At 59.4% G+C, this 18,933-nt stretch carries 17 protein-coding genes; 8 read left to right on the top strand and 9 right to left on the bottom strand.

The genetic code is table 11. The annotated features are described in order from the left end of the window. Positions 1 to 4: 4 nt before the first annotated feature. From sdhA to VOI23_RS17525, 8 genes are all read right to left on the bottom strand, one after another. A complete protein-coding gene (gene sdhA / locus VOI23_RS17560) occupies positions 5 to 1,810 on the bottom strand; it encodes a succinate dehydrogenase flavoprotein subunit (RefSeq protein ID WP_323786321.1) in 1,806 nt (601 codons plus the stop codon). 13 nt (positions 1,811 to 1,823) lie between these two features. Further along, on the bottom strand, positions 1,824 to 2,195 hold the full coding sequence (sdhD, locus tag VOI23_RS17555; protein ID WP_323786320.1) for a succinate dehydrogenase, hydrophobic membrane anchor protein: 372 nt from the start codon (positions 2,193 to 2,195) through the stop codon (positions 1,824 to 1,826). A 13-nt stretch (positions 2,196 to 2,208) separates the two neighbouring features. Continuing rightward, entirely contained in the window at positions 2,209 to 2,592 is a 384-nt protein-coding gene (gene sdhC, locus VOI23_RS17550; protein WP_323786319.1) for a succinate dehydrogenase, cytochrome b556 subunit, read from the bottom strand. A gap of 507 nt (positions 2,593 to 3,099) precedes the next feature. Continuing rightward, on the bottom strand, positions 3,100 to 4,131 hold the full coding sequence (locus tag VOI23_RS17545; RefSeq protein WP_323786318.1) for a MaoC family dehydratase: 1,032 nt from the start codon (positions 4,129 to 4,131) through the stop codon (positions 3,100 to 3,102). Beyond that, positions 4,131 to 4,334, bottom strand: coding sequence for a DUF1737 domain-containing protein (locus tag VOI23_RS17540; RefSeq protein WP_323786317.1), 204 nt, complete (start codon positions 4,332 to 4,334; stop codon positions 4,131 to 4,133). Before VOI23_RS17540 ends, VOI23_RS17545 begins: the two co-directional genes overlap by 1 nt. A gap of 5 nt (positions 4,335 to 4,339) precedes the next feature. Further along, on the bottom strand, positions 4,340 to 4,885 hold the full coding sequence (locus VOI23_RS17535) for an NnrU family protein (protein WP_323786316.1): 546 nt from the start codon (positions 4,883 to 4,885) through the stop codon (positions 4,340 to 4,342). A gap of 41 nt (positions 4,886 to 4,926) precedes the next feature. Continuing rightward, entirely contained in the window at positions 4,927 to 5,784 is an 858-nt protein-coding gene (locus VOI23_RS17530; protein ID WP_323786315.1) for a CoA ester lyase, read from the bottom strand. 193 nt (positions 5,785 to 5,977) lie between these two features. Beyond that, positions 5,978 to 6,730 carry a sulfite exporter TauE/SafE family protein gene (locus VOI23_RS17525; protein WP_416376545.1) on the bottom strand — a complete coding sequence of 251 codons (753 nt, stop codon included), beginning with the start codon at positions 6,728 to 6,730 and terminating at the stop codon, positions 5,978 to 5,980. Positions 6,731 to 6,891: 161 nt separating this feature from the next. On the opposite strand from VOI23_RS17525, the gene mdh reads away from it, so the two are divergent. The 8 genes from mdh (at position 6,892) to lpdA (ending at position 18,388) form a co-directional block, all read left to right on the top strand. Then, a complete protein-coding gene (gene mdh, locus VOI23_RS17520; protein WP_323786314.1) occupies positions 6,892 to 7,854 on the top strand; it encodes a malate dehydrogenase in 963 nt (320 codons plus the stop codon). Positions 7,855 to 8,150: 296 nt separating this feature from the next. Continuing rightward, entirely contained in the window at positions 8,151 to 9,344 is a 1,194-nt protein-coding gene (gene sucC, locus VOI23_RS17515; protein ID WP_323786313.1) for an ADP-forming succinate--CoA ligase subunit beta, read from the top strand. A gap of 4 nt (positions 9,345 to 9,348) precedes the next feature. Beyond that, complete coding sequence (gene sucD, locus VOI23_RS17510; protein ID WP_323786312.1) at positions 9,349 to 10,236, top strand: succinate--CoA ligase subunit alpha; 888 nt, start codon at positions 9,349 to 9,351, stop codon at positions 10,234 to 10,236. A 216-nt stretch (positions 10,237 to 10,452) separates the two neighbouring features. Next, a complete protein-coding gene (locus VOI23_RS17505; protein WP_323786310.1) occupies positions 10,453 to 13,422 on the top strand; it encodes a 2-oxoglutarate dehydrogenase E1 component in 2,970 nt (989 codons plus the stop codon). A 3-nt stretch (positions 13,423 to 13,425) separates the two neighbouring features. Continuing rightward, entirely contained in the window at positions 13,426 to 14,931 is a 1,506-nt protein-coding gene (odhB, locus tag VOI23_RS17500) for a 2-oxoglutarate dehydrogenase complex dihydrolipoyllysine-residue succinyltransferase (protein WP_323786308.1), read from the top strand. A 140-nt stretch (positions 14,932 to 15,071) separates the two neighbouring features. Then, on the top strand, positions 15,072 to 15,908 hold the full coding sequence (locus tag VOI23_RS17495; RefSeq protein WP_323786306.1) for a hypothetical protein: 837 nt from the start codon (positions 15,072 to 15,074) through the stop codon (positions 15,906 to 15,908). Further along, positions 15,905 to 16,882: a glycosyltransferase family 2 protein gene (locus VOI23_RS17490; RefSeq protein WP_323786305.1), complete on the top strand. Its 978-nt coding sequence runs from the start codon at positions 15,905 to 15,907 to the stop codon at positions 16,880 to 16,882. The genes VOI23_RS17495 and VOI23_RS17490 overlap by 4 nt, the downstream gene beginning before the upstream one ends. 117 nt (positions 16,883 to 16,999) lie before the next feature. Next, the gene (gene lpdA, locus VOI23_RS17485; RefSeq protein ID WP_323786304.1) at positions 17,000 to 18,388 is read left to right on the top strand and encodes a dihydrolipoyl dehydrogenase; all 1,389 of its coding nucleotides are present in this window, start codon (positions 17,000 to 17,002) and stop codon (positions 18,386 to 18,388) included. A 48-nt stretch (positions 18,389 to 18,436) separates the two neighbouring features. Here lpdA and VOI23_RS17480 read toward each other — a convergent pair whose 3' ends face one another. Beyond that, complete coding sequence (locus VOI23_RS17480) at positions 18,437 to 18,868, bottom strand: CBS domain-containing protein (protein WP_323786303.1); 432 nt, start codon at positions 18,866 to 18,868, stop codon at positions 18,437 to 18,439. Positions 18,869 to 18,933 lie beyond the last annotated feature (65 nt).

Raw genomic sequence — 18,933 nt, 5'->3', positions numbered from 1 at the left:
TTCCTTAGAACGTCCGCGCTTTGGGCGCGATCTTCGCCAGCGAAATGCCGCCTTCTTCCTCGGTGCTCAGAGGATCGACGATCACCGGACGATAGCTGAGATCAACCTTGTTGCCATCGACACGGCTGACGGTGTGGACCCGCCAGGTTTTGTCGTCGCGGTTCGGATAATCTTCGTGGGCATGGGCGCCACGGCTTTCCTTGCGCGCCTCGGCCCCAACGATGGTGGCCAGAGCATTCGGCATCAAGTTGGCCAATTCCAGCGTTTCCATCAGATCGCTATTCCAGATCAGCGAGGTGTCGGTGACTTTCAGATCGTCCATCTTGGCGGCGATCGCGGTCATTTTCTCGACGCCCTCTTGCAGGGTCTTGTCGGTACGGAACACTGCCGCATCCGCCTGCATGGTCCGCTGCATTTCCAACCGCAGATCGGCGGTCGGGATTGTGCCCTTGGCGTTGCGCAAGCTGTCGAAGCGTTCGAACGCCTTATCGATCGAAGCCTGATTCAGTTCCGGATTCGGCGCGTCCGCATCGACCACCTGACCGGCACGGATCGACGCCGCGCGGCCAAACACCACAAGGTCGATCAGCGAATTCGACCCAAGACGGTTGGCCCCATGCACAGAAGCGCAGCCAGCTTCGCCCGCAGCCATCAGGCCCGGTACAATCGCGGTCGGGTCTTTCTTGGTCGGGTTCAGAACCTCGCCCCAATAATTGGTCGGGATGCCGCCCATGTTATAGTGAACGGTCGGCAGAACCGGGATCGGTTCCTTGGTCACATCGACACCGGCAAAGATCTTGGCGCTTTCCGAAATGCCCGGCAGACGTTCGGCCAGCGCTTCGGCAGGCAGGTGCGACAGGTTCAGGTGGATGTGGTCGCCATGCTCGCCCACACCGCGGCCTTCGCGGATTTCCATCGTCATCGACCGCGATACGTAATCGCGCGGTGCGAGGTCTTTGTACTGGGGCGCGTAACGCTCCATGAAACGTTCGCCTTCGGAGTTGGTCAGGTAACCGCCTTCGCCACGGGCGCCTTCGGTGATCAGGCAGCCCGAGCCGTAGATGCCAGTCGGGTGGAACTGCACGAATTCCATGTCCTGCAGCGCCAGACCAGCGCGCGCCACCATGCCGCCACCATCGCCGGTGCAGGTATGGGCCGAGGTTGCGCTGAAAAACGCCCGGCCGTAGCCGCCAGTTGCCAACACCACCATCTTAGCGTTGAACACATGCATGGTGCCGTCATCGAGTTTCCAGCACACCACACCCTGACATTGCCCGTCATCGGACATGATCAGGTCGATGGCGAAATACTCGATGTAGAATTCGGCGTTGTTCTTCAGCGACTGGCCATAGAGCGTGTGCAGGATCGCGTGGCCGGTCCGGTCGGCGGCGGCACAGGTGCGCTGTACCGGCGGGCCGTCACCGAATTCGGTGGTATGACCGCCAAAGGGCCGCTGATAGATCTTGCCCTCTTCGGTGCGCGAAAACGGCACGCCGTAATGTTCCAGCTCGTAGACCGCCTTGGGCGCTTCGCGGGCAAGGTATTCCATCGCGTCGGTATCACCGAGCCAGTCCGATCCCTTGACGGTATCGTACATATGCCATTGCCAGTTGTCGGGGCCCATGTTGGACAGCGATGCGGCAATACCGCCCTGTGCTGCCACGGTATGCGACCGGGTCGGGAACACCTTGGTTACACAAGCGGTGCGCAGACCCTGTTCAGCCATGCCCAAAGTGGCGCGCAGACCGGCGCCACCGGCACCGACGACAACCACGTCATATTCGTGCGTCTCAAATTCGTATGCAGCCATTTTTCTAATTCCTTCAGAGCGCGATCTTGGCCAGGGCGAACAGACCGAATGCGGTCAGCACGTAGGACAGGCCGATCACGAACATCACCAGCAGCTTGCGCGTGGTGCCGTGCGAATAGTCTTCGATCATCATCTGCGCACCTTTTGCAAAGTGACGCAGACCGACCACCAGGACCAATCCGGTCAGAACCGCCGTGAAGGGGCGTGAAAAGGTGGCCAGAACATCTTCGTGCGAAGCGCCGAGGGCGCGGCCAAAGATGAGAATGAAAACCGGGATCATGCAGGCCAGGCCCACGGCGCTGACAGTCATGTACCAGTGATGTTCGGTCCCGGTATGGGAAGCGCCTTTGCCCTCGGCGCGTTTACGGGCGGTCAGATAACGCATGGGTGGGCTCCGTTTACACGAGAATAAGGGTCAGGATGGTCAGCACGACAGAGCCGATCAGGCAGGCCCAGCCCAGCTTTTCAGCGGTGGGGAGATCCATCCCGCGACCTGCGTCGAAAGCGAGATGCCGCAGACCTGCGAGGTAATGATACCACAGGCCCAGCACCGACAGCGTCATGACCAGATCGCCAAACCATGAGGTCATCACGGCATTGGCCGTGGCATAATATTCTGCGCTCGTCGCTGCGGCCAGCAACCACCAAACAACCAAAAGCGCGCTGATAGCCAAGGCATTGCCGGTGATCCGCGTCAGAATGGAAGTAATCGCTGTCAGCTGCGGGCGATAGATTTGGATGTGCGGAGAAAGCGGGCGCTCGGCCTTTTTCACATCAGCCATATCAGATCCTTTCAGGGTTCCCTTGCTTAATCCCCTTCTTACCGTTTTTTTCGCTCATGTCACGCGGAACGGGTGCAGCTAGAGCGCTAAACTTTACAGAAAATTCAAAAATCCAACCTTTTGTGATCACAGCCAAACCCTGCGTGATCACAAAAAATATTCCGATAGTTTTACTCGGAAATATGCTTGATTCTGCCTCGCAGCAAAATGTCGCCGCAAGGCAGAAAAGCGACAGATCGGCCTGACCGTGATCGCAAAGCTTTCTTCTACAAACAAATCCGGGATTTGGGTGAAAGAGGCCAAGCGTCTCTCAAAGCCAACCGAACCGACATTGCGGGGCAGGAAATGCCGGATCGTGCTCGGCGCGGAGATGTCGTTCCACAGATTCCCTTGAATATCGTGGCCCGAATATCTCTCCACGAACCAGACGGCTAGATATCGACCGTATCGGCTTGCAGCGCGAGCGGGACAGAAGCAGATCCTCTGCTTCTGACCAAATCGTAGGCGTCACACCGGCATTAAGGCCCAATAATCAAGGTCCAGCAGAACCTCGGGCTGGTACTTTCCATCTTCACCCTTCAACGCGAAGGGATCCCCCCCCTTGGTGGCGACCAGACGCAACCGGATCGCGCCGACACCCGGCGCACTGGTTTCGGCCTTGTCCAGAACTTCGGACCACGCTTTCACCGTCAGTCCGCTGAAACAGGGGTTGGCGTGGGCGCCGCCATTGAGGCCGACGATCATCTGCGCATTTGCCAGCCCGTTGAAGGACAGCGCGCGCGCCATGCTGATCACATGTCCACCATAGATCAGCCGTTGTCCGTCGGGACGGAAAGTGGCATCGAAATGCACCTTGGCGGTGTTCTGCCATAGCCGTGTTGCCAGCATGTGTTCGGCTTCCTCGATCGTCACACCATCGACGTGATCGATCTTTTCACCGATTTCGTAATCGCCCCAGCGATGCGGTTCGCCTGCCTGAACAAAATCGTAATTCGAAAAATCCAGACCTTCAGGGATCACCAGATCTTCGGCCGGGATCACCTGCCTCAGTTCGGGAATCACCGTTTCAGGTGCAGGCGCGTCCAGATCGCGTTTGCGCACCATCACCCAGCGGACGTAATCCAGCACCACCTCGCCCATCTGGTTCATGCCACGGGTACGCACGTAAACGACGCCGGATTTACCATTGGAATTCTGTTTCAGCCCGATCACCTCGGACACGGACCGCAAAGTGTCGCCGGGATAGACCGGCTGCAGCCAGCGGCCTTCGGCATAGCCCAGATTCGCCACCGCGTTCAGCGACACATCCGGCACCGTCTTGCCAAACACCACGTGGAACGCGGCCAAATCGTCAAGCGGGCTCGCCTCCAGACCACAATCGCGGGCGAATTCATCCGAGGAATAGAGCGCGTGACGGGCGGGATAGAGCGCGTGATAAAGTGCACGCTCGCCTTCGCCCACAGTGCGCGGAACCGCATGGGCGATCACGTCGCCCAGTTTGTAATCCTCGAAAAAACGGCCTGCATTGGTCTTTGCCATCATTGGTCTCCAAGTTTCAGTTCGGGGTGGTATTCGCCGGGCGCGCTTTTGGTCACGGCCTGCCCACAGCGCATCACCCCGTTGGCCGCATCGAAGGCATATGTCGGATCGCCATGCAGCGCCCAGCCTTTGTTCAAAGCCTCGGTCACCTTGTGACAGAAGGCCGATGTGTCGTCAGCAGTCAGAAAACGATAAAGCTTCATGGGTCTCATCCAAACGGGTTATAACCAAGCCAAGTGTGGATCATCGCAATCGCGCCGAACACCAACACGGTCCCGACGGCGGCACCGATTTCCTTACCAGTCGAAAATTCGGTCGGTTTTGTCCACTCCGGTTTCGTCCGATTGATCTGAATGACCGAAAAGACCGCCCAGATCATTAGACCACCGAACAGGATGAAAGACGGCACGTCGCCATTGACGATCAGGTGCCCCAGAGCCCAGGCCTTGACCCCGGCCAGCTGCGGATGGCGTACCTTCGCGGTGATGCGGGTTTTCATACCGGCGGCAGCAAAGAAATAGATCGAAACCAGCATCAGCAGGTTGTTGATCCCGGCCAGCATCGGGGATCGTCCCCAGAACACGGCGCCATCGGACATGCGGTACCCGACCACCATCAACACCAGCGACAGAAGCAGCACCAACGCGATCGGGCCCTTGGCCTTTTCGCCCCATGATGCGCGCAGTTCGGGCGCCAACCGTTTGAACAAATGCGCGCCCGACCAAAGCAGCACGCCCAGAATAAGCCAGATCATGGAACCCTCCAAAAATTGGGATGTCTGGGCGCTAATGTGCCCTATTTAGCCAGATCGGCAATAGCTGCGGCCTTGGCGAGGGTCTTTTTCGCGGTTTCGACATGCAAATTCTCGACGATCTTGCCGTCAACCACCGCAACGCCCTGCCCCGCCGCTTCGACCTCTTCCAGCGCCGCGATCTGGCGCTTGGCCAGGTCGATCTCTGCCTCCGACGGTGCGAAGGCGGCATTGGTCACCTCCACTTGCGCCGGGTGGATCAGCGTCTTGCCATCATAACCCAGATCGCGGCCCTGATCGCATTCGGCCTTGAGCCCCTCATCATCCTTGAACTGGTTATAGACGCCGTCGATGGCCACCACGCCATGCGCCCGCGCCGCCATCAGGATGGTCTGCAGCGCCATTTGCATCGGCAACCGGTCGGCGCGGAAACGGCAATTCAATTCTTTTGCCAAGTCGTTGGTGCCCGCCACGAAACCGGCCAGTTGAGGATGCGCGGCGATTTCCAGCGCGTTCATGATCCCCAGCGGGGTTTCCATCATCGCCCAGATCGGTTTGCCGTTGCCCAGCAGATCGGCCAGCGCCTGCACATCGGCGGCGCTGTCCACCTTGGGCAGCAGGAACGCATCGGCATCGGCATCGCGCAGAGCCTCGACATCGCCTTTGCCCCATTCCGTATCCAGCCCGTTGATCCGGATGATTTTGGCCCGGTTGCCATAGCCGCCCTGATCCAGCGCCGCTTTCAGCGTGGTGCGCGCTTCGATCTTGGCGTCTGGTGTTACTGCATCTTCGAGATCGAAGATGATCGCATCAACAGCCAAACCGCGCGCTTTGTCCAGCGCCCGGTCCTTGGACCCGGGAATATAAAGAACCGAACGATAAGGGCGGGCGGTCATGTCCATTTTCATCTCCTCGCAACAATCTTGCGCGGAATTGGGCATTTTTTGCCAAAAACTTCAAGCATATTTTTGCCGCATCGCAGAAATACGTAGCCCCCGGGACGTTACGTTAACCGCGACTTCAAGGCCGGGGCGGAAGCTTTGCCGCATCGGGGACAGGCCCTCAAACGGATAGGTACCGCAACCCGCGCAACGTCTACGTCAAACCATCCCAGATCAGTTTCGTCCCGGTCAGGATCAGCAACATATAGGTCAGGCCGAAAAACGCGGTTTCCGGGATGCGGTAATGCAACCGCACGCCGATCCACGCGCCAAGCAAAGCGAAGGGCGCCAGCACCAGATCGGCCATGAAGGTCTGCACGCTGAAAATCCCAAGCAGGAAATAGGGGACGAATTTGGCCAGGTTGACCGCCCAGAAGGTCAGAACCGTGGTCGCCTGATACGGTGTCTTTCCCAGACCCCGTGACAGCAGATAGACCGCCGCCGGCGGTCCGCCCGCATGACTGATGAAACTGGTGAACCCCGCCACCGCCCCGGCGACTGCCCCGCCCCAAACCGGCATCGCCCGCTTTGGCGCACCGATCAGTTTCAGCTTCAGCGCCAGTTGCCACGCCACGAAAGCCACGGCGATGCCGCCGATCAGAATCCGGAACACATCCGCATCGACCGATTGATACAGCCATCCGCCCGCCACGATCCCGGGCACCGATCCTAGAATCAGCACCCGCGCCTCGGGCAAGCTCCACTTTTTCCAATAGGGACGCAGGGTCGACACATCGATCAGCATCAACAGCGGCAGCATGATGCCGATGGCCTGTCCCGGTTCCATCACGATGGCCAGAATCGCTGCCGAGGCAAATGCCGCCCCCGACCCGAAACCGCCCTTGGAAATGCCCGCAAACACCACGGCGGCGGCGGCGATCGCCAAAGTGGCCAAGTCCATCTGCATTTCCCAAATCTCTGCTATTCACGCTATCGCCCCTGATTTATCTGCAAAATTTGTCATATGACAGTCACAAAAATACCGGTGCCGCATCGCAGCGCCCTTGCGTGAATGACCGGAAGGGTCTACCCCATGCGCGATTTCTCAACGGACCGGAGATAAATTCCATGGCCAGACCCAAGATCGCCCTCATCGGCGCAGGACAGATCGGTGGCACCCTTGCCCACCTCGTAGCCCTGAAAGAACTCGGCGACGTCGTTCTGTTCGACATTGCCGAAGGTACCCCCGAAGGCAAAGCGTTGGACATCGCTGAATCGGGCCCCTCGGAAGGCTTCGACGCGACGCTGAAAGGCACCCAGTCCTACGAGGACATCGCCGGGGCCGACGTTTGCATCGTAACCGCAGGCGTGCCGCGCAAACCCGGCATGAGCCGCGATGACCTGCTGGGCATCAACCTGAAAGTCATGAAGTCGGTCGGCGAAGGCATCCGCGATCACGCACCGGACGCGTTCGTGATCTGCATCACCAACCCGCTGGACGCGATGGTCTGGGCCCTGCAACAATTCTCGGGTCTTCCCGCGAACAAGGTCTGCGGCATGGCCGGTGTTCTGGACAGCGCCCGTTTCCGCCACTTCCTGTCGGTGGAATTCGGCGTATCGATGAAAGACGTCACCGCCTTCGTTCTGGGTGGCCACGGCGACACCATGGTGCCGTCGGTGCGCTATTCGACCGTTGGCGGCATCCCGCTGCCTGATCTGGTCGCAATGGGCTGGACCACGCAGGACAAGCTGGACGCCATCGTGCAGCGTACCCGTGATGGCGGTGCCGAAATTGTTGGCCTGCTGAAAACCGGTTCGGCCTTCTATGCGCCCGCCACCTCGGCCATCGAAATGGCCGAAGCCTTCCTCAAGGACCAGAAGCGCGTTCTGCCCTGCGCCGCCTATTGCGAAGGCGAAATCGGCGTCAAGGACATGTATGTCGGCGTACCCACCGTGATCGGTGCCGGTGGCATCGAAAAGGTCATCGACATCAAGCTGACCAAAGAAGAACAGGTCATGTTCGACAAGTCGGTCGATGCCGTAAAAGGTTTGGTTTCTGCCTGTAAGGAAATCGATCCTTCTTTGGCCTGAGGTCATCGTTAACAGATTTACAAGGGGGCGCTGCTGGCAGCGCCCCCTTCGTTATGAGAGCCCATTAGCTTTGATTGACAGATGCAATTAACCTGCACCCGTCCGCCAAATTCGATTTGATTCTGTCTTTTGACTTATATTTTATGGCGACAGCTAATTTGTGATCACACTTTTCAATGCTGTGATCACAAATCGCAGAAAATGTCCCCAAATCCCGCTGCCGCCTAAAAAAACAATTAAACATTGCGTTGGCCTGTGTCAGACCAAGCCCAATCGTAGCAAGACGGGACAATTTCATGAACATTCATGAGTATCAGGCGAAAGCACTGCTTCGCGAATACGGCGCCCCGGTATCGGAAGGACGTGTCGTCCTGAAGGCCGAGAACGCAAAAACTGCCGCTGGCGAACTCGACGGCCCGCTTTGGGTAGTCAAGGCGCAGATCCACGCAGGTGGCCGCGGCAAAGGCTCCTTCAAGGAAGCCGACGCTGGCGAAAAAGGCGGCGTGCGTCTGGCCAAGTCGGTGGAAGAAGCTGCCGAAGAAGCCAAGAAGATGCTGGGCCGCACCCTTGTCACCCATCAGACCGGCCCGGCGGGCAAGCAGGTCAACCGCGTCTATATCGAAGATGGGTCCGACATTGAACGCGAACTGTATCTTGCGCTGCTGGTTGACCGCCAGTCGTCGCGGATTTCCTTCGTCTGCTCGACCGAGGGCGGGATGGATATCGAAGAAGTCGCTGCATCGACCCCTGAACGCATCCTCAGCTTCTCCGTCGATCCGGCCACCGGCTACATGCCCTTCCACGGCCGCCGCATCGCTTTCTCCCTCGGGCTGACCGGCGGGCAGATCAAGCAATGCGTCAAACTGATGGGTCAGCTTTATCAAGCCTTCGTCGAGAAGGACATGGAGATGCTGGAAATCAACCCGCTGATCGTGATGGACAATGGCGATCTGAAGGTGCTCGACGCCAAGCTGAGCTTTGACGGCAACGCGACCTATCGGCATGCCGATGTCGCAGCACTGCGCGACGAAACCGAAGAAGACCCGAAAGAACTCGAAGCCTCCAAGTACGACCTGAACTACATTGCGCTCGACGGTGAAATCGGCTGCATGGTGAACGGTGCCGGTCTGGCGATGGCCACGATGGACATCATCAAGCTCTACGGCGCAGAACCGGCCAACTTCCTCGACGTGGGTGGCGGCGCCACCAAGGAAAAGGTCACCGAGGCGTTCAAGATCATCACCTCGGACCCGAACGTCAAAGGCATCCTGGTCAACATCTTCGGCGGCATCATGCGCTGCGACGTGATCGCCGAAGGCGTGGTCGCCGCGGTGAAGGAAGTCGGCCTGCAGGTCCCGCTGGTCGTCCGCCTGGAAGGCACCAACGTGGATGCCGGCAAGGAAATCATCAACACCTCGGGTCTGAACGTGATCGCGGCTGACAACCTCAGCGACGGCGCAGAAAAGATCGTGAAAGCGGTGAAGGGCTAAAACAATGGCAGTACTCGTAGACGAAAACACCAAGGTAATCTGTCAGGGCCTGACCGGCTCGCAAGGCACCTTTCACACCGAACAGGCCATTGCTTACGGCACCAAAATGGTCGGCGGCGTGACCCCCGGCAAGGGCGGCATGGACCATCTGGGCCTGCCGGTCTTCAACTCGGTGCACGAAGCCAAGGCGAAAACCGAAGCCAACGCCACCGTGATCTATGTTCCCCCGCCCTTCGCGGCCGACTCGATCCTCGAAGCGATCGACGCGGAAATGGAACTGATCGTCTGCATCACCGAAGGCATCCCGGTGCTGGACATGATGAAGGTGAAGCGCGCGCTGGAAGACAGCAAATCGCGCCTGATCGGGCCCAACTGCCCCGGCGTCATCACCCCCGGCGCCTGCAAGATCGGCATCATGCCCGGCCACATTCACCAGCGTGGGTCGGTCGGCGTCGTATCGCGTTCGGGTACCCTGACCTATGAGGCGGTCAAGCAGACCTCCGACATCGGTTTGGGCCAGTCTTCGGCAGTCGGCATTGGCGGCGACCCGATCAAGGGCACCGAACATATCGACGTGCTGGACATGTTCCTGGACGACGATGAAACCCAGTCGATCATCATGATCGGTGAAATCGGTGGCTCGGCAGAAGAAGAAGCCGCTGAATTCCTCGCCGAACAGAAGAAGAAGGGCCGCTGGAAGCCGGTCGCTGGCTTTATCGCCGGACGTACCGCCCCTCCGGGTCGTCGCATGGGCCATGCCGGTGCCATCGTCGCCGGTGGCAAAGGTGGCGCGGAAGACAAGATCGAGGCGATGAAAGCCGCCGGGATCGTAGTTGCCGACAGCCCTGCCACGCTAGGCGAAGCCGTGCTGAAAGCGATCGAACTGGGCTGATATGGACCCGCTACGCGACCATAACGGGCAATGCCGCAGACGGGACATTCCCGCGGCTATGCTCTTCGTCGCCTTGATCGGGGCTTTGGTCCCGATCACCGTCGCATCGGTCAAGAAAGCCGATCAGACAACGAGTTTCTGGGGAGGAGCGCTGCTTCGCTCTGATCCGCTCAATTAATTCCTCCTCACCCCCCGCCTCATTCGAGGAACAGCGCCATGAATGACCAGTCTCCCAACGATACTTTCCACGCCTCCAGCTTCATGCAGGGGCATAACGCGGAATATCTCGAACAGCTTTACGCTCGATACGCCAATGACCCCAACGCCGTGGACGAGGCGTGGCAGGAATTCTTCCGCCAGATGGGCGACGCGGACATGGACGTGAAGGCCGAAGCGCAGGGCCCAAGCTGGGCACGCGCCGACTGGCCGCCGGTCCCGAACGACGATCTGACCGCCGCTCTGGACGGTCAATGGCCCGCAGCCCCCGTCAAGGAAGGCAAGGAAGCAGGCAAGAAGATCGCCGCCAAAGCTGCCGAAAAAGGGGTGAAGCTCAGCGATGAAGACGTCAAACGCGCTGTTTTGGATTCGATCCGGGCGCTGATGATCATCCGTGCCTACCGGATCCGAGGTCACCTGGTGGCCGATCTGGATCCGCTGGGTATGCAAGAGGAAAACCCGCATCCCGAACTCGATCCGAAATCCTATGGTTTTACCGAAGCCGACATGGACCGGCCGATTTTCATCGACAATGTTCTGGGCCTTCAGATCGCATCGCTGCGGCAAATTCTGGATATCGTGAAGCGCACCTATTGCGGCACTTTCGCGCTGCAATACATGCACATCTCGAACCCGGAAGAAGCCGGCTGGCTGAAAGAACGGATCGAAGGTTTCAACAAGGAAATCACCTTTACCCGCGAAGGGCGCAAGGCGATCCTGAACAAGCTGGTCGAGGCCGAAGGCTTCGAGAAGTTCCTGCATGTGAAATACATGGGGACCAAACGGTTCGGTCTGGATGGCGGTGAGGCGCTGATCCCGGCAATGGAACAGATCATCAAGCGCGGTGGTAGCCTTGGGGCAAAGGAAATCGTCATCGGGATGCCGCACCGGGGCCGGTTGTCGGTTCTGGCCAACGTGTTGGGAAAACCTTATCGCGCCATTTTCAACGAATTCCAGGGCGGCAGTTTCAAACCCGAAGACGTCGATGGCTCGGGCGATGTGAAATACCATCTCGGCGCGTCATCCGACCGCGAATTCGACAGTAACAAGGTCCACCTGTCGCTGACCGCGAATCCGTCGCATCTGGAAGCGGTGAATCCGGTGGTGCTGGGCAAGGTCCGCGCCAAGACCGACCAGATGAGCGATACCGAACGCGTATCGGTGATCCCTGTGTTGCTGCATGGCGACGCGGCCTTTGCCGGTCAGGGTGTCGTGGCAGAATGTTTTGGCCTCTCTGGCCTGCGCGGCCACAAGACCGGCGGCACCATCCATATCGTTGTAAACAACCAGATCGGGTTTACCACAGCCCCGCATTTTTCGCGGTCGTCACCCTATCCCACCGACATCGCACTGATGGTCGAAGCGCCGATTTTCCACGTGAACGGCGACGATCCCGAAGCGGTGGTGCACGCCGCCAAGGTGGCAACCGAATTCCGGCAAAAATTCCACAAGGATGTTGTGATCGACATCTTCTGTTATCGCCGCTTCGGCCATAACGAAGGCGATGAGCCGATGTTCACCAATCCGCTCATGTACAACCAGATCAAGAAACACAAGACCACGCTTCAGCTCTACACCGAACGCCTTGTTCAGGACGGGCTGATCCCCGAGGGCGAGATCGAGGACATGAAGGCGTCGTTCCAGGCCCATTTGAACGAAGAGTTCGAAGCGGGCAAGGAATTCAAACCGAATAAGGCCGATTGGCTGGACGGTCGCTGGTCGCATCTCGACAAGCAAGAGCGCGATAGATACCAGCGCGGTCAGACCGCAATTTCAGCGGAAACCATGGCTCAGGTTGGCGACTCGCTGACCCGTGCGCCGGAAGGTTTCCCGCTGCATAAAACCGTCGCCCGGCTGCTGGAAACCAAGAAGAAGATGTTCGAAACCGGCAAAGGGTTTGACTGGGCGACCGGTGAAGCACTGGCGTTTGGATCACTTCTGACCGAAGGATATCCGGTACGCCTGTCGGGTCAGGATTCGACTCGAGGCACCTTTTCGCAGCGCCATTCGGGGCTGGTGAATCAGGACACCGAGGAACGCTACTACCCGCTGAACCACATTCGTGAAGGTCAGGCCCGTTACGAAGTCATCGACTCGATGCTGTCCGAATATGCAGTTCTGGGTTTCGAATACGGCTATTCGCTGGCCGAACCGAATGCCCTGACCATGTGGGAAGCCCAGTTTGGCGACTTTGCCAACGGTGCCCAGATCATGTTCGATCAGTTCATCAGCTCGGGTGAAGCCAAGTGGCTGCGTATGTCCGGCCTGGTCTGCCTGCTGCCGCATGGGTTCGAAGGCCAGGGGCCGGAACATAGTTCGGCCCGCCTGGAACGCTTCCTGACCATGTGCGGCGGCGACAACTGGATCGTGGCGAACTGCACCACTCCGGCGAACTATTTCCACATCCTGCGCCGCCAACTTCACCGCACCTACCGCAAACCTCTGATCCTGATGACGCCGAAATCACTGCTGCGTCACCGGCTGTGCATTTCCGATGCCGAGGATTTCCAGACCGGTTCGTCCTTCCACCGCGTGCTGTGGGATGACGCCGAAAAAGGGCATTCGGATACCAAACTGGCCGCGGACGACCAGATCAAGCGCGTCGTTCTGTGTTCCGGCAAGGTCTACTTTGACCTGCTGGAAGAACGCGATGCGCGCGGACTTGATGATGTCTATCTGATGCGGGTCGAACAGTTTTATCCGTTCCCCGCCATGACGATGGTCAAGGAACTCGAACGCTTCAAGGATGCCGAAATGGTCTGGTGCCAGGAAGAGCCCAAGAACCAAGGCGGCTGGAACTTCATCGAACCCAATATCGAATGGGTTCTGAGCCGGATCGGCGCCAAGCATACCCGCCCGACTTATGTCGGTCGCGCCGCCTCGGCGTCGCCCGCAACCGGTCTGGCCAGCCAGCACAAAGCCCAGCAACAACAGCTCGTCAACGACGCGCTGACCATCGAAGGAAATTAACCGATGACGACCGAAGTACGTGTCCCCACCCTCGGCGAATCCGTCACCGAAGCGACGGTTGCCACCTGGTTCAAGAAACCCGGCGATACCGTTGCCGCCGATGAAATGCTGTGCGAGCTGGAAACCGACAAGGTGACCGTCGAAGTCCCCAGCCCCGTCGCGGGCACGCTGGCCGAAATCGTGGCCGCCGAAGGCACCACCGTGGGCGTCGATGCTCTGCTGGCAAGCATCTCCGCAGGCGCGGCAGCCGCCGCCCCTGCCCCGGCCGCCAAATCAGAAACGGCCCCTGCCTCAGCCGAAGGAAAATCGGTCGATGTGATGGTGCCCGCTCTTGGTGAATCGGTGACCGAAGCCACCGTTTCAAGCTGGTTCAAGAAGGTCGGCGATGCCGTGGCGCAGGACGAAATGCTGTGCGAACTGGAAACCGACAAGGTTTCGGTCGAAGTGCCCAGCCCCGCCGCTGGCGTTCTGGCTGAAATCGTGGCCGCCGAAGGTACCACCGTGGATGCCAGCGCAAAGCTGGCGGTGATTTCCGCCGGGGCCGCAGGTATCGTGACACCGTCCGAATCCGAAATGCATCCCGCCCCGGTCGCCGCGCCCGCTGCCGGTGGCAAGGATGTCGAAGACGCACCCTCGGCCAAGAAAGCGATGGCCGAGGCTGGCATCGGCCGCGACGCCGTCACTGGCACCGGCAAGGATGGCCGGGTGATGAAAGAAGACGTGGCCAAGGCCGTCGCTGCCGCCGCCACCGCGCCCGCTGTCAGCACCCCGACCGCAATGCCGCGCGGTCCGGTCAATGCCGATGACGCCGCCCGCGAGGAACGCGTCAAGATGACCCGCCTGCGCCAAACCATCGCGCGGCGCCTGAAGGATGCCCAGAACACCGCCGCGATCCTGACCACCTATAACGAGGTGGACATGACCGAGACCATGGCGCTGCGAAAGGAATACAAAGACCTGTTCGAGAAGAAGCACGGTGTGCGGCTGGGCTTCATGTCCTTCTTCACCAAAGCCTGCTGCCACGCGCTGAAAGAGGTGCCGGAGGTCAACGCCGAAATCGACGGCACCGACATCGTCTACAAGAAATTCGTCCATATGGGCGTCGCCGCCGGCACCCCGCAGGGCCTGGTCGTTCCGGTGATCCGGGATGCCGACCAGATGTCCTTTGCCGAGATCGAGAAAGCGATCGCCGAAAAAGGCAGGCGCGCCCGCGACGGCAAACTCAGCATGGCCGAAATGCAGGGCGGTACCTTCACCATCTCCAACGGCGGTGTCTACGGGTCGCTGATGTCCTCGCCGATCCTGAACCCGCCGCAATCAGGCATCCTCGGCATGCACAAGATCCAGGACCGGCCGATGGTCATCAACGGCGAAATCAAGATCCGACCGATGATGTACCTGGCGCTCAGCTACGACCACCGCATCGTCGACGGCAAGGGCGCCGTAACCTTCCTGGTGCGCGTCAAGGAAGCGCTGGAAGACCCGCGCCGGTTGCTGATGGATCTGTAATGCGGTGCCGGGCTGAAGCCCGGCCTACGGAAAACGCGATAGGGCGGGCTTCAGCCCGCCTTGCTAAGAACGGCCTCCTATAGCGGCCTTCTGCTATGCGAAATTAAAAAAGCGGAACCGCGTAGTCATCAGGAAGCGTTATGACCGATTTTGAAAAAAGTTCGATTTGGCAAAAACTGTTCGTCGCCTGGTCCGTGCTCTTCTGCACGGCGCTGATCGGCTTTAACGCTTGGACCTTGATCTTCCATACTGCACAGGACTATTTCGCGACCGCCTTGGTACAGCTCGGTGTCGTCACTTTTTTTGTGACATGGGTGTACTTCACAACTGCCAGGCATGTGATCCAGCATTCGCCTCAGGCGAGGAAACGCCTTGGAATTCTCGCTTTCTTCTGGCTTTTCATCTTCATACTTCTTTTCGTCGCCGCTTTGATACCGAGTGAAAGCAATGACGAACATGCCCTGGTTCGCTCTGCAATCGGGCTCTCCACAATCGCTGCCATCACGACGATACAATTCGTGTTCCGGCGCAAGATTTCAGGCCCTTCTATTATTCAGGACGCAAAGTCGGTCGCGGTGAAACGACCGATCGGCATCTGGATTCTGTGCGCATTTTGCGTCCTGCTCACATCTGTTCAGCTTCTCATCCTCGTCGGGGCACTTACGGGGCAGCCAGCCCCGTCGCCGGTTTTCGACGCACCCTGGAAAATGGCGCTGTTCACGCTTCCTCCGATTGGTGTCAGTGTCTGGCTCTATTTAGCAACCATGAAAATGTCGGCCCGAGCCGTTTGGGTCTCACTTCTCGTGCCTGCTGCATTCGTGCTCTGGCCGGTCGGCTTGGCCTTTGCCTTCACCGATCCAGCAAACCGCGATACCGTCAACATGGAAGCAGCTAGACGGTTGATCCTTTGGGCCGTCATCCTGATCTTGCCATTTCTCTATCTCGGTTGGATGCGCTGGAAGGGCGTCCTGACATGACCCCCGAAAAAACCGCCCTCGTCTCCTGCATGCGCAACGAAGGTCTCTTCGTGCTGGAATGGATCGCCTATCATCAGGGTCTGGGCTTTGACGCGATCCTGATCGTCAGCAACGACAATACCGACGGCTCCGACGCTTTGCTCGACCGGCTGGCCGATCTCGGCCAGATCACCCATATCCGCCAAACCGTGCCGGAAGGCGCCAGCCCGCAGGATCACGGCATGGATCTGGCGCTGGCCTGGCTGCGCGACAACGGCTTTACCTGGTGCCTGCATATCGACAGTGACGAATTCCTGCTGATTGATCTCGGTGACAGCAAAATCGCCGACCTGCTGACCCTTGTCGGCCGCGCCGATGTGATCCCGATCTGCTGGCGCGCTTTCGGCGACAATGGCCTGACCGACTGGACCCCGGGCGCGTCAGTGCTGCAAAGCTTCACACGCGCCGAACCCGGCCCAACGCCGGGCGAAACCAAATCCAAATGCCTGTTCCGCGTCGCCAGCTTTGCCCGCGCCACCGATCACAACCCGCTGGAACCGCTGGCCAAAAACCCGCTGGTGCTGTCCCCGGATGACGAATGGCTGTCCAATCGCACGCTTTACGACGCCAAATCCGCCCGCTTCCGCGACCGGGACGTATCGTGCCGCGCCCGCAATGCGCGGCTGAACCATTACGGGGTCAAGTCGCAGGACCTGTTCCTGATGAAAAACGACCGGGGGGACGGACAAGGCAAATCCGGCAACCATAAATACCACCTGCACTCTGCCTGGCACCGGCAGGCCAACCGCAACGACGTCGAAGACCGCACCATCCTGCGCCATTGGCCCGACACTCACCGCCGTCTTGCCGCGCTGCGCAGCGATCCCCGGATTACCGCCGCCGAACGCGCCTGTCAGGATTGGTTCGAAACCCGTCGCGCCGCGATCCTGACCCCACAAACCCGCCGCGCCTGGACCAAGCAGGCCACCTCATGACTTCTTCTGTTCGAAAATATCCTCGGGGGAGGCCCGCAAGGGCCGTGGGGGGCAGACAGCCCCCGCCCCGCCTGCCAACACGCAACACCACCCTCAAAGACCTGACGGAGACACCCAATGGCACAATATGACGTAATCGTAATCGGCGCCGGCCCCGGCGGCTACGTGGCCGCGATCCGCTGCGCCCAGCTGGGCCTGAAAACCGCCTGTGTCGAAGGCCGCGACACCCTGGGCGGCACCTGCCTGAACGTCGGCTGCATCCCTTCCAAGGCGCTGCTGCACGCCTCGCACCAGTTGCACGAGGCGGAACACAACTTCGCCAAAATGGGCTTGAAGGGCAAAAGCCCTTCGGTCGATTGGAAACAGATGCTGGCCTACAAGGACGATGTCGTCGCGGGCAACACCAAAGGTATCGAATTCCTGTTCAAGAAGAACAAGATCGACTGGATCAAGGGCTGGGCCTCTATCCCCGCCGCTGGCAAGGTACAGGTCGGCGACGAGGTCCATGACGCCAAGAACATCATCGTCGCAACCGGGTCCGAAGCCGCCTCGATCCCCGGGGTCGAGATCGACGAGAAAGTGGTTGTCAGCTCCACCGGTGCGCTGGAATTGCCGAAAGTCCCAAAGAAACTGGTGGTGATCGGCGCCGGTGTAATCGGGCTGGAACTGGGCTCCGTCTATAAACGTTTGGGGTCTGAGGTCACGGTGGTCGAATTCCTTGATCAAATCACCCCGGGCATGGACGCTGAAGTCCAAAAGACCTTCCAGAGAATGCTGAAAAAGCAGGGGCTCGACTTCATCATGGGCGCAGCAGTGCAGAAGGTCGACGCCACCAAGACCAAGGCCAAAGTCACCTACAAGCTGCGCAAGGATGAGAGTGAGGCCACGCTCGATGCCGACGTGGTTCTGGTTGCGACAGGCCGGAAACCCTTCACCGATCAGCTCGGCCTTGAAGCGCTTGGCGTGGACATCAGCCCGCGCGGCCAGATCAAGACTGACGGGCACTGGCAGACCAATGTCAAAGGTATCTATGCGATCGGCGACGTGATCGACGGTCCGATGCTGGCGCACAAGGCCGAAGACGAAGGCATGGCCTGCGCCGAGGTCGTTGCCGGCAAAGCGGGTCATGTGAATTACGACGTGATCCCCGGCGTAATCTATACCGCGCCTGAAGTTGCCTCCGTGGGCAAGACCGAAGACCAGTTGAAGGAAGAAGGCCGCGCCTACAAGGTTGGCAAATTTTCCTTCATGGGCAATGCCCGCGCCAAGGCGGTGTTCCAGGGAGAAGGATTCGTCAAGCTGTTGGCGGATGCCGAAACCGACCGGGTTCTGGGCTGCCACATCATCGGCCCCAGCGCTGGCGACCTGATCCACGAGATTTGTGTGGCGATGGAATTCGGCGCTTCGGCCGAAGACGTGGCGCTGACCTGCCACGCCCATCCGACCTTCTCTGAAGCCGTGCGCGAAGCCGCGCTGGCCTGCGGCGACGGCGCGATCCACGCCTGATCAGCCGCACAAACCGACGCAACAAAGGCCACCCGAAAGGGTGGCCTTTCACCTCTGATCGGCACGCGCGCCCGACATTTCGCGGAACCGTTCGTAAAGCATCGCATATTCCGCCGGAATATCGCGGTAGGACAACAGGCCAACCAATTGCCCCGCCTCCATTACCGGCAGATGCCGAAAGGTTTCTCCCAGACGAACGACCAACGCTTCGGAAACCGCGTCGTCAATATCGATGGTCACCGGATCTGCTGTCATCGCAGTGCCGACCGGGGTGTCGGACAAGGGCAGGCCCTGAGCCACGACACGAAACACGATATCGCGTTCCGACAGGATCCCCTTGAGCGACCCGCCCTCGAGAACGGCCAGAGCCCCCACATTCAGTTCGGCCATCAGACGGGCCGCATCCTGAATAGAGGTCCCGGGCGAAACGGAATGCACCTTACGCGCGCCTAGGATATTTCGAATGGTTGTTGTGCTCATGCGTCCAGTCCTAGCGCCCAGATTGTGATAACACCAGAGAACACACGGGCCACAAGCCCGCAAGT

This window comes from Thalassovita sp. (assembly GCF_034670005.1).
Taxonomy (GTDB): Bacteria; Pseudomonadota; Alphaproteobacteria; order Rhodobacterales; family Rhodobacteraceae; genus Thalassobius.
The sequence above is the reverse complement of the archived record's forward strand: the minus strand, read 5'-3'. Positions and strand labels throughout refer to the sequence as shown.

What these genes read in the sequence shown, in the direction of transcription:
- sdhA (WP_323786321.1), bottom strand. Translation starts at nt 1,810, where the DNA reads ATGGCTGCATACGAATTTGAGACGCACGAATATGACGTGGTTGTCGTC.
- sdhD (WP_323786320.1), bottom strand. Translation starts at nt 2,195, where the DNA reads ATGCGTTATCTGACCGCCCGTAAACGCGCCGAGGGCAAAGGCGCTTCC.
- sdhC (WP_323786319.1), bottom strand. Translation starts at nt 2,592, where the DNA reads ATGGCTGATGTGAAAAAGGCCGAGCGCCCGCTTTCTCCGCACATCCAA.
- VOI23_RS17545 (WP_323786318.1), bottom strand. Translation starts at nt 4,131, where the DNA reads ATGGCAAAGACCAATGCAGGCCGTTTTTTCGAGGATTACAAACTGGGC.
- VOI23_RS17540 (WP_323786317.1), bottom strand. Translation starts at nt 4,334, where the DNA reads ATGAAGCTTTATCGTTTTCTGACTGCTGACGACACATCGGCCTTCTGT.
- VOI23_RS17535 (WP_323786316.1), bottom strand. Translation starts at nt 4,885, where the DNA reads ATGATCTGGCTTATTCTGGGCGTGCTGCTTTGGTCGGGCGCGCATTTG.
- VOI23_RS17530 (WP_323786315.1), bottom strand. Translation starts at nt 5,784, where the DNA reads ATGGACATGACCGCCCGCCCTTATCGTTCGGTTCTTTATATTCCCGGG.
- VOI23_RS17525 (WP_416376545.1), bottom strand. Translation starts at nt 6,730, where the DNA reads ATGCAGATGGACTTGGCCACTTTGGCGATCGCCGCCGCCGCCGTGGTG.
- mdh (WP_323786314.1), top strand. Translation starts at nt 6,892, where the DNA reads ATGGCCAGACCCAAGATCGCCCTCATCGGCGCAGGACAGATCGGTGGC.
- sucC (WP_323786313.1), top strand. Translation starts at nt 8,151, where the DNA reads ATGAACATTCATGAGTATCAGGCGAAAGCACTGCTTCGCGAATACGGC.
- sucD (WP_323786312.1), top strand. Translation starts at nt 9,349, where the DNA reads ATGGCAGTACTCGTAGACGAAAACACCAAGGTAATCTGTCAGGGCCTG.
- VOI23_RS17505 (WP_323786310.1), top strand. Translation starts at nt 10,453, where the DNA reads ATGAATGACCAGTCTCCCAACGATACTTTCCACGCCTCCAGCTTCATG.
- odhB (WP_323786308.1), top strand. Translation starts at nt 13,426, where the DNA reads ATGACGACCGAAGTACGTGTCCCCACCCTCGGCGAATCCGTCACCGAA.
- VOI23_RS17495 (WP_323786306.1), top strand. Translation starts at nt 15,072, where the DNA reads ATGACCGATTTTGAAAAAAGTTCGATTTGGCAAAAACTGTTCGTCGCC.
- VOI23_RS17490 (WP_323786305.1), top strand. Translation starts at nt 15,905, where the DNA reads ATGACCCCCGAAAAAACCGCCCTCGTCTCCTGCATGCGCAACGAAGGT.
- lpdA (WP_323786304.1), top strand. Translation starts at nt 17,000, where the DNA reads ATGGCACAATATGACGTAATCGTAATCGGCGCCGGCCCCGGCGGCTAC.
- VOI23_RS17480 (WP_323786303.1), bottom strand. Translation starts at nt 18,868, where the DNA reads ATGAGCACAACAACCATTCGAAATATCCTAGGCGCGCGTAAGGTGCAT.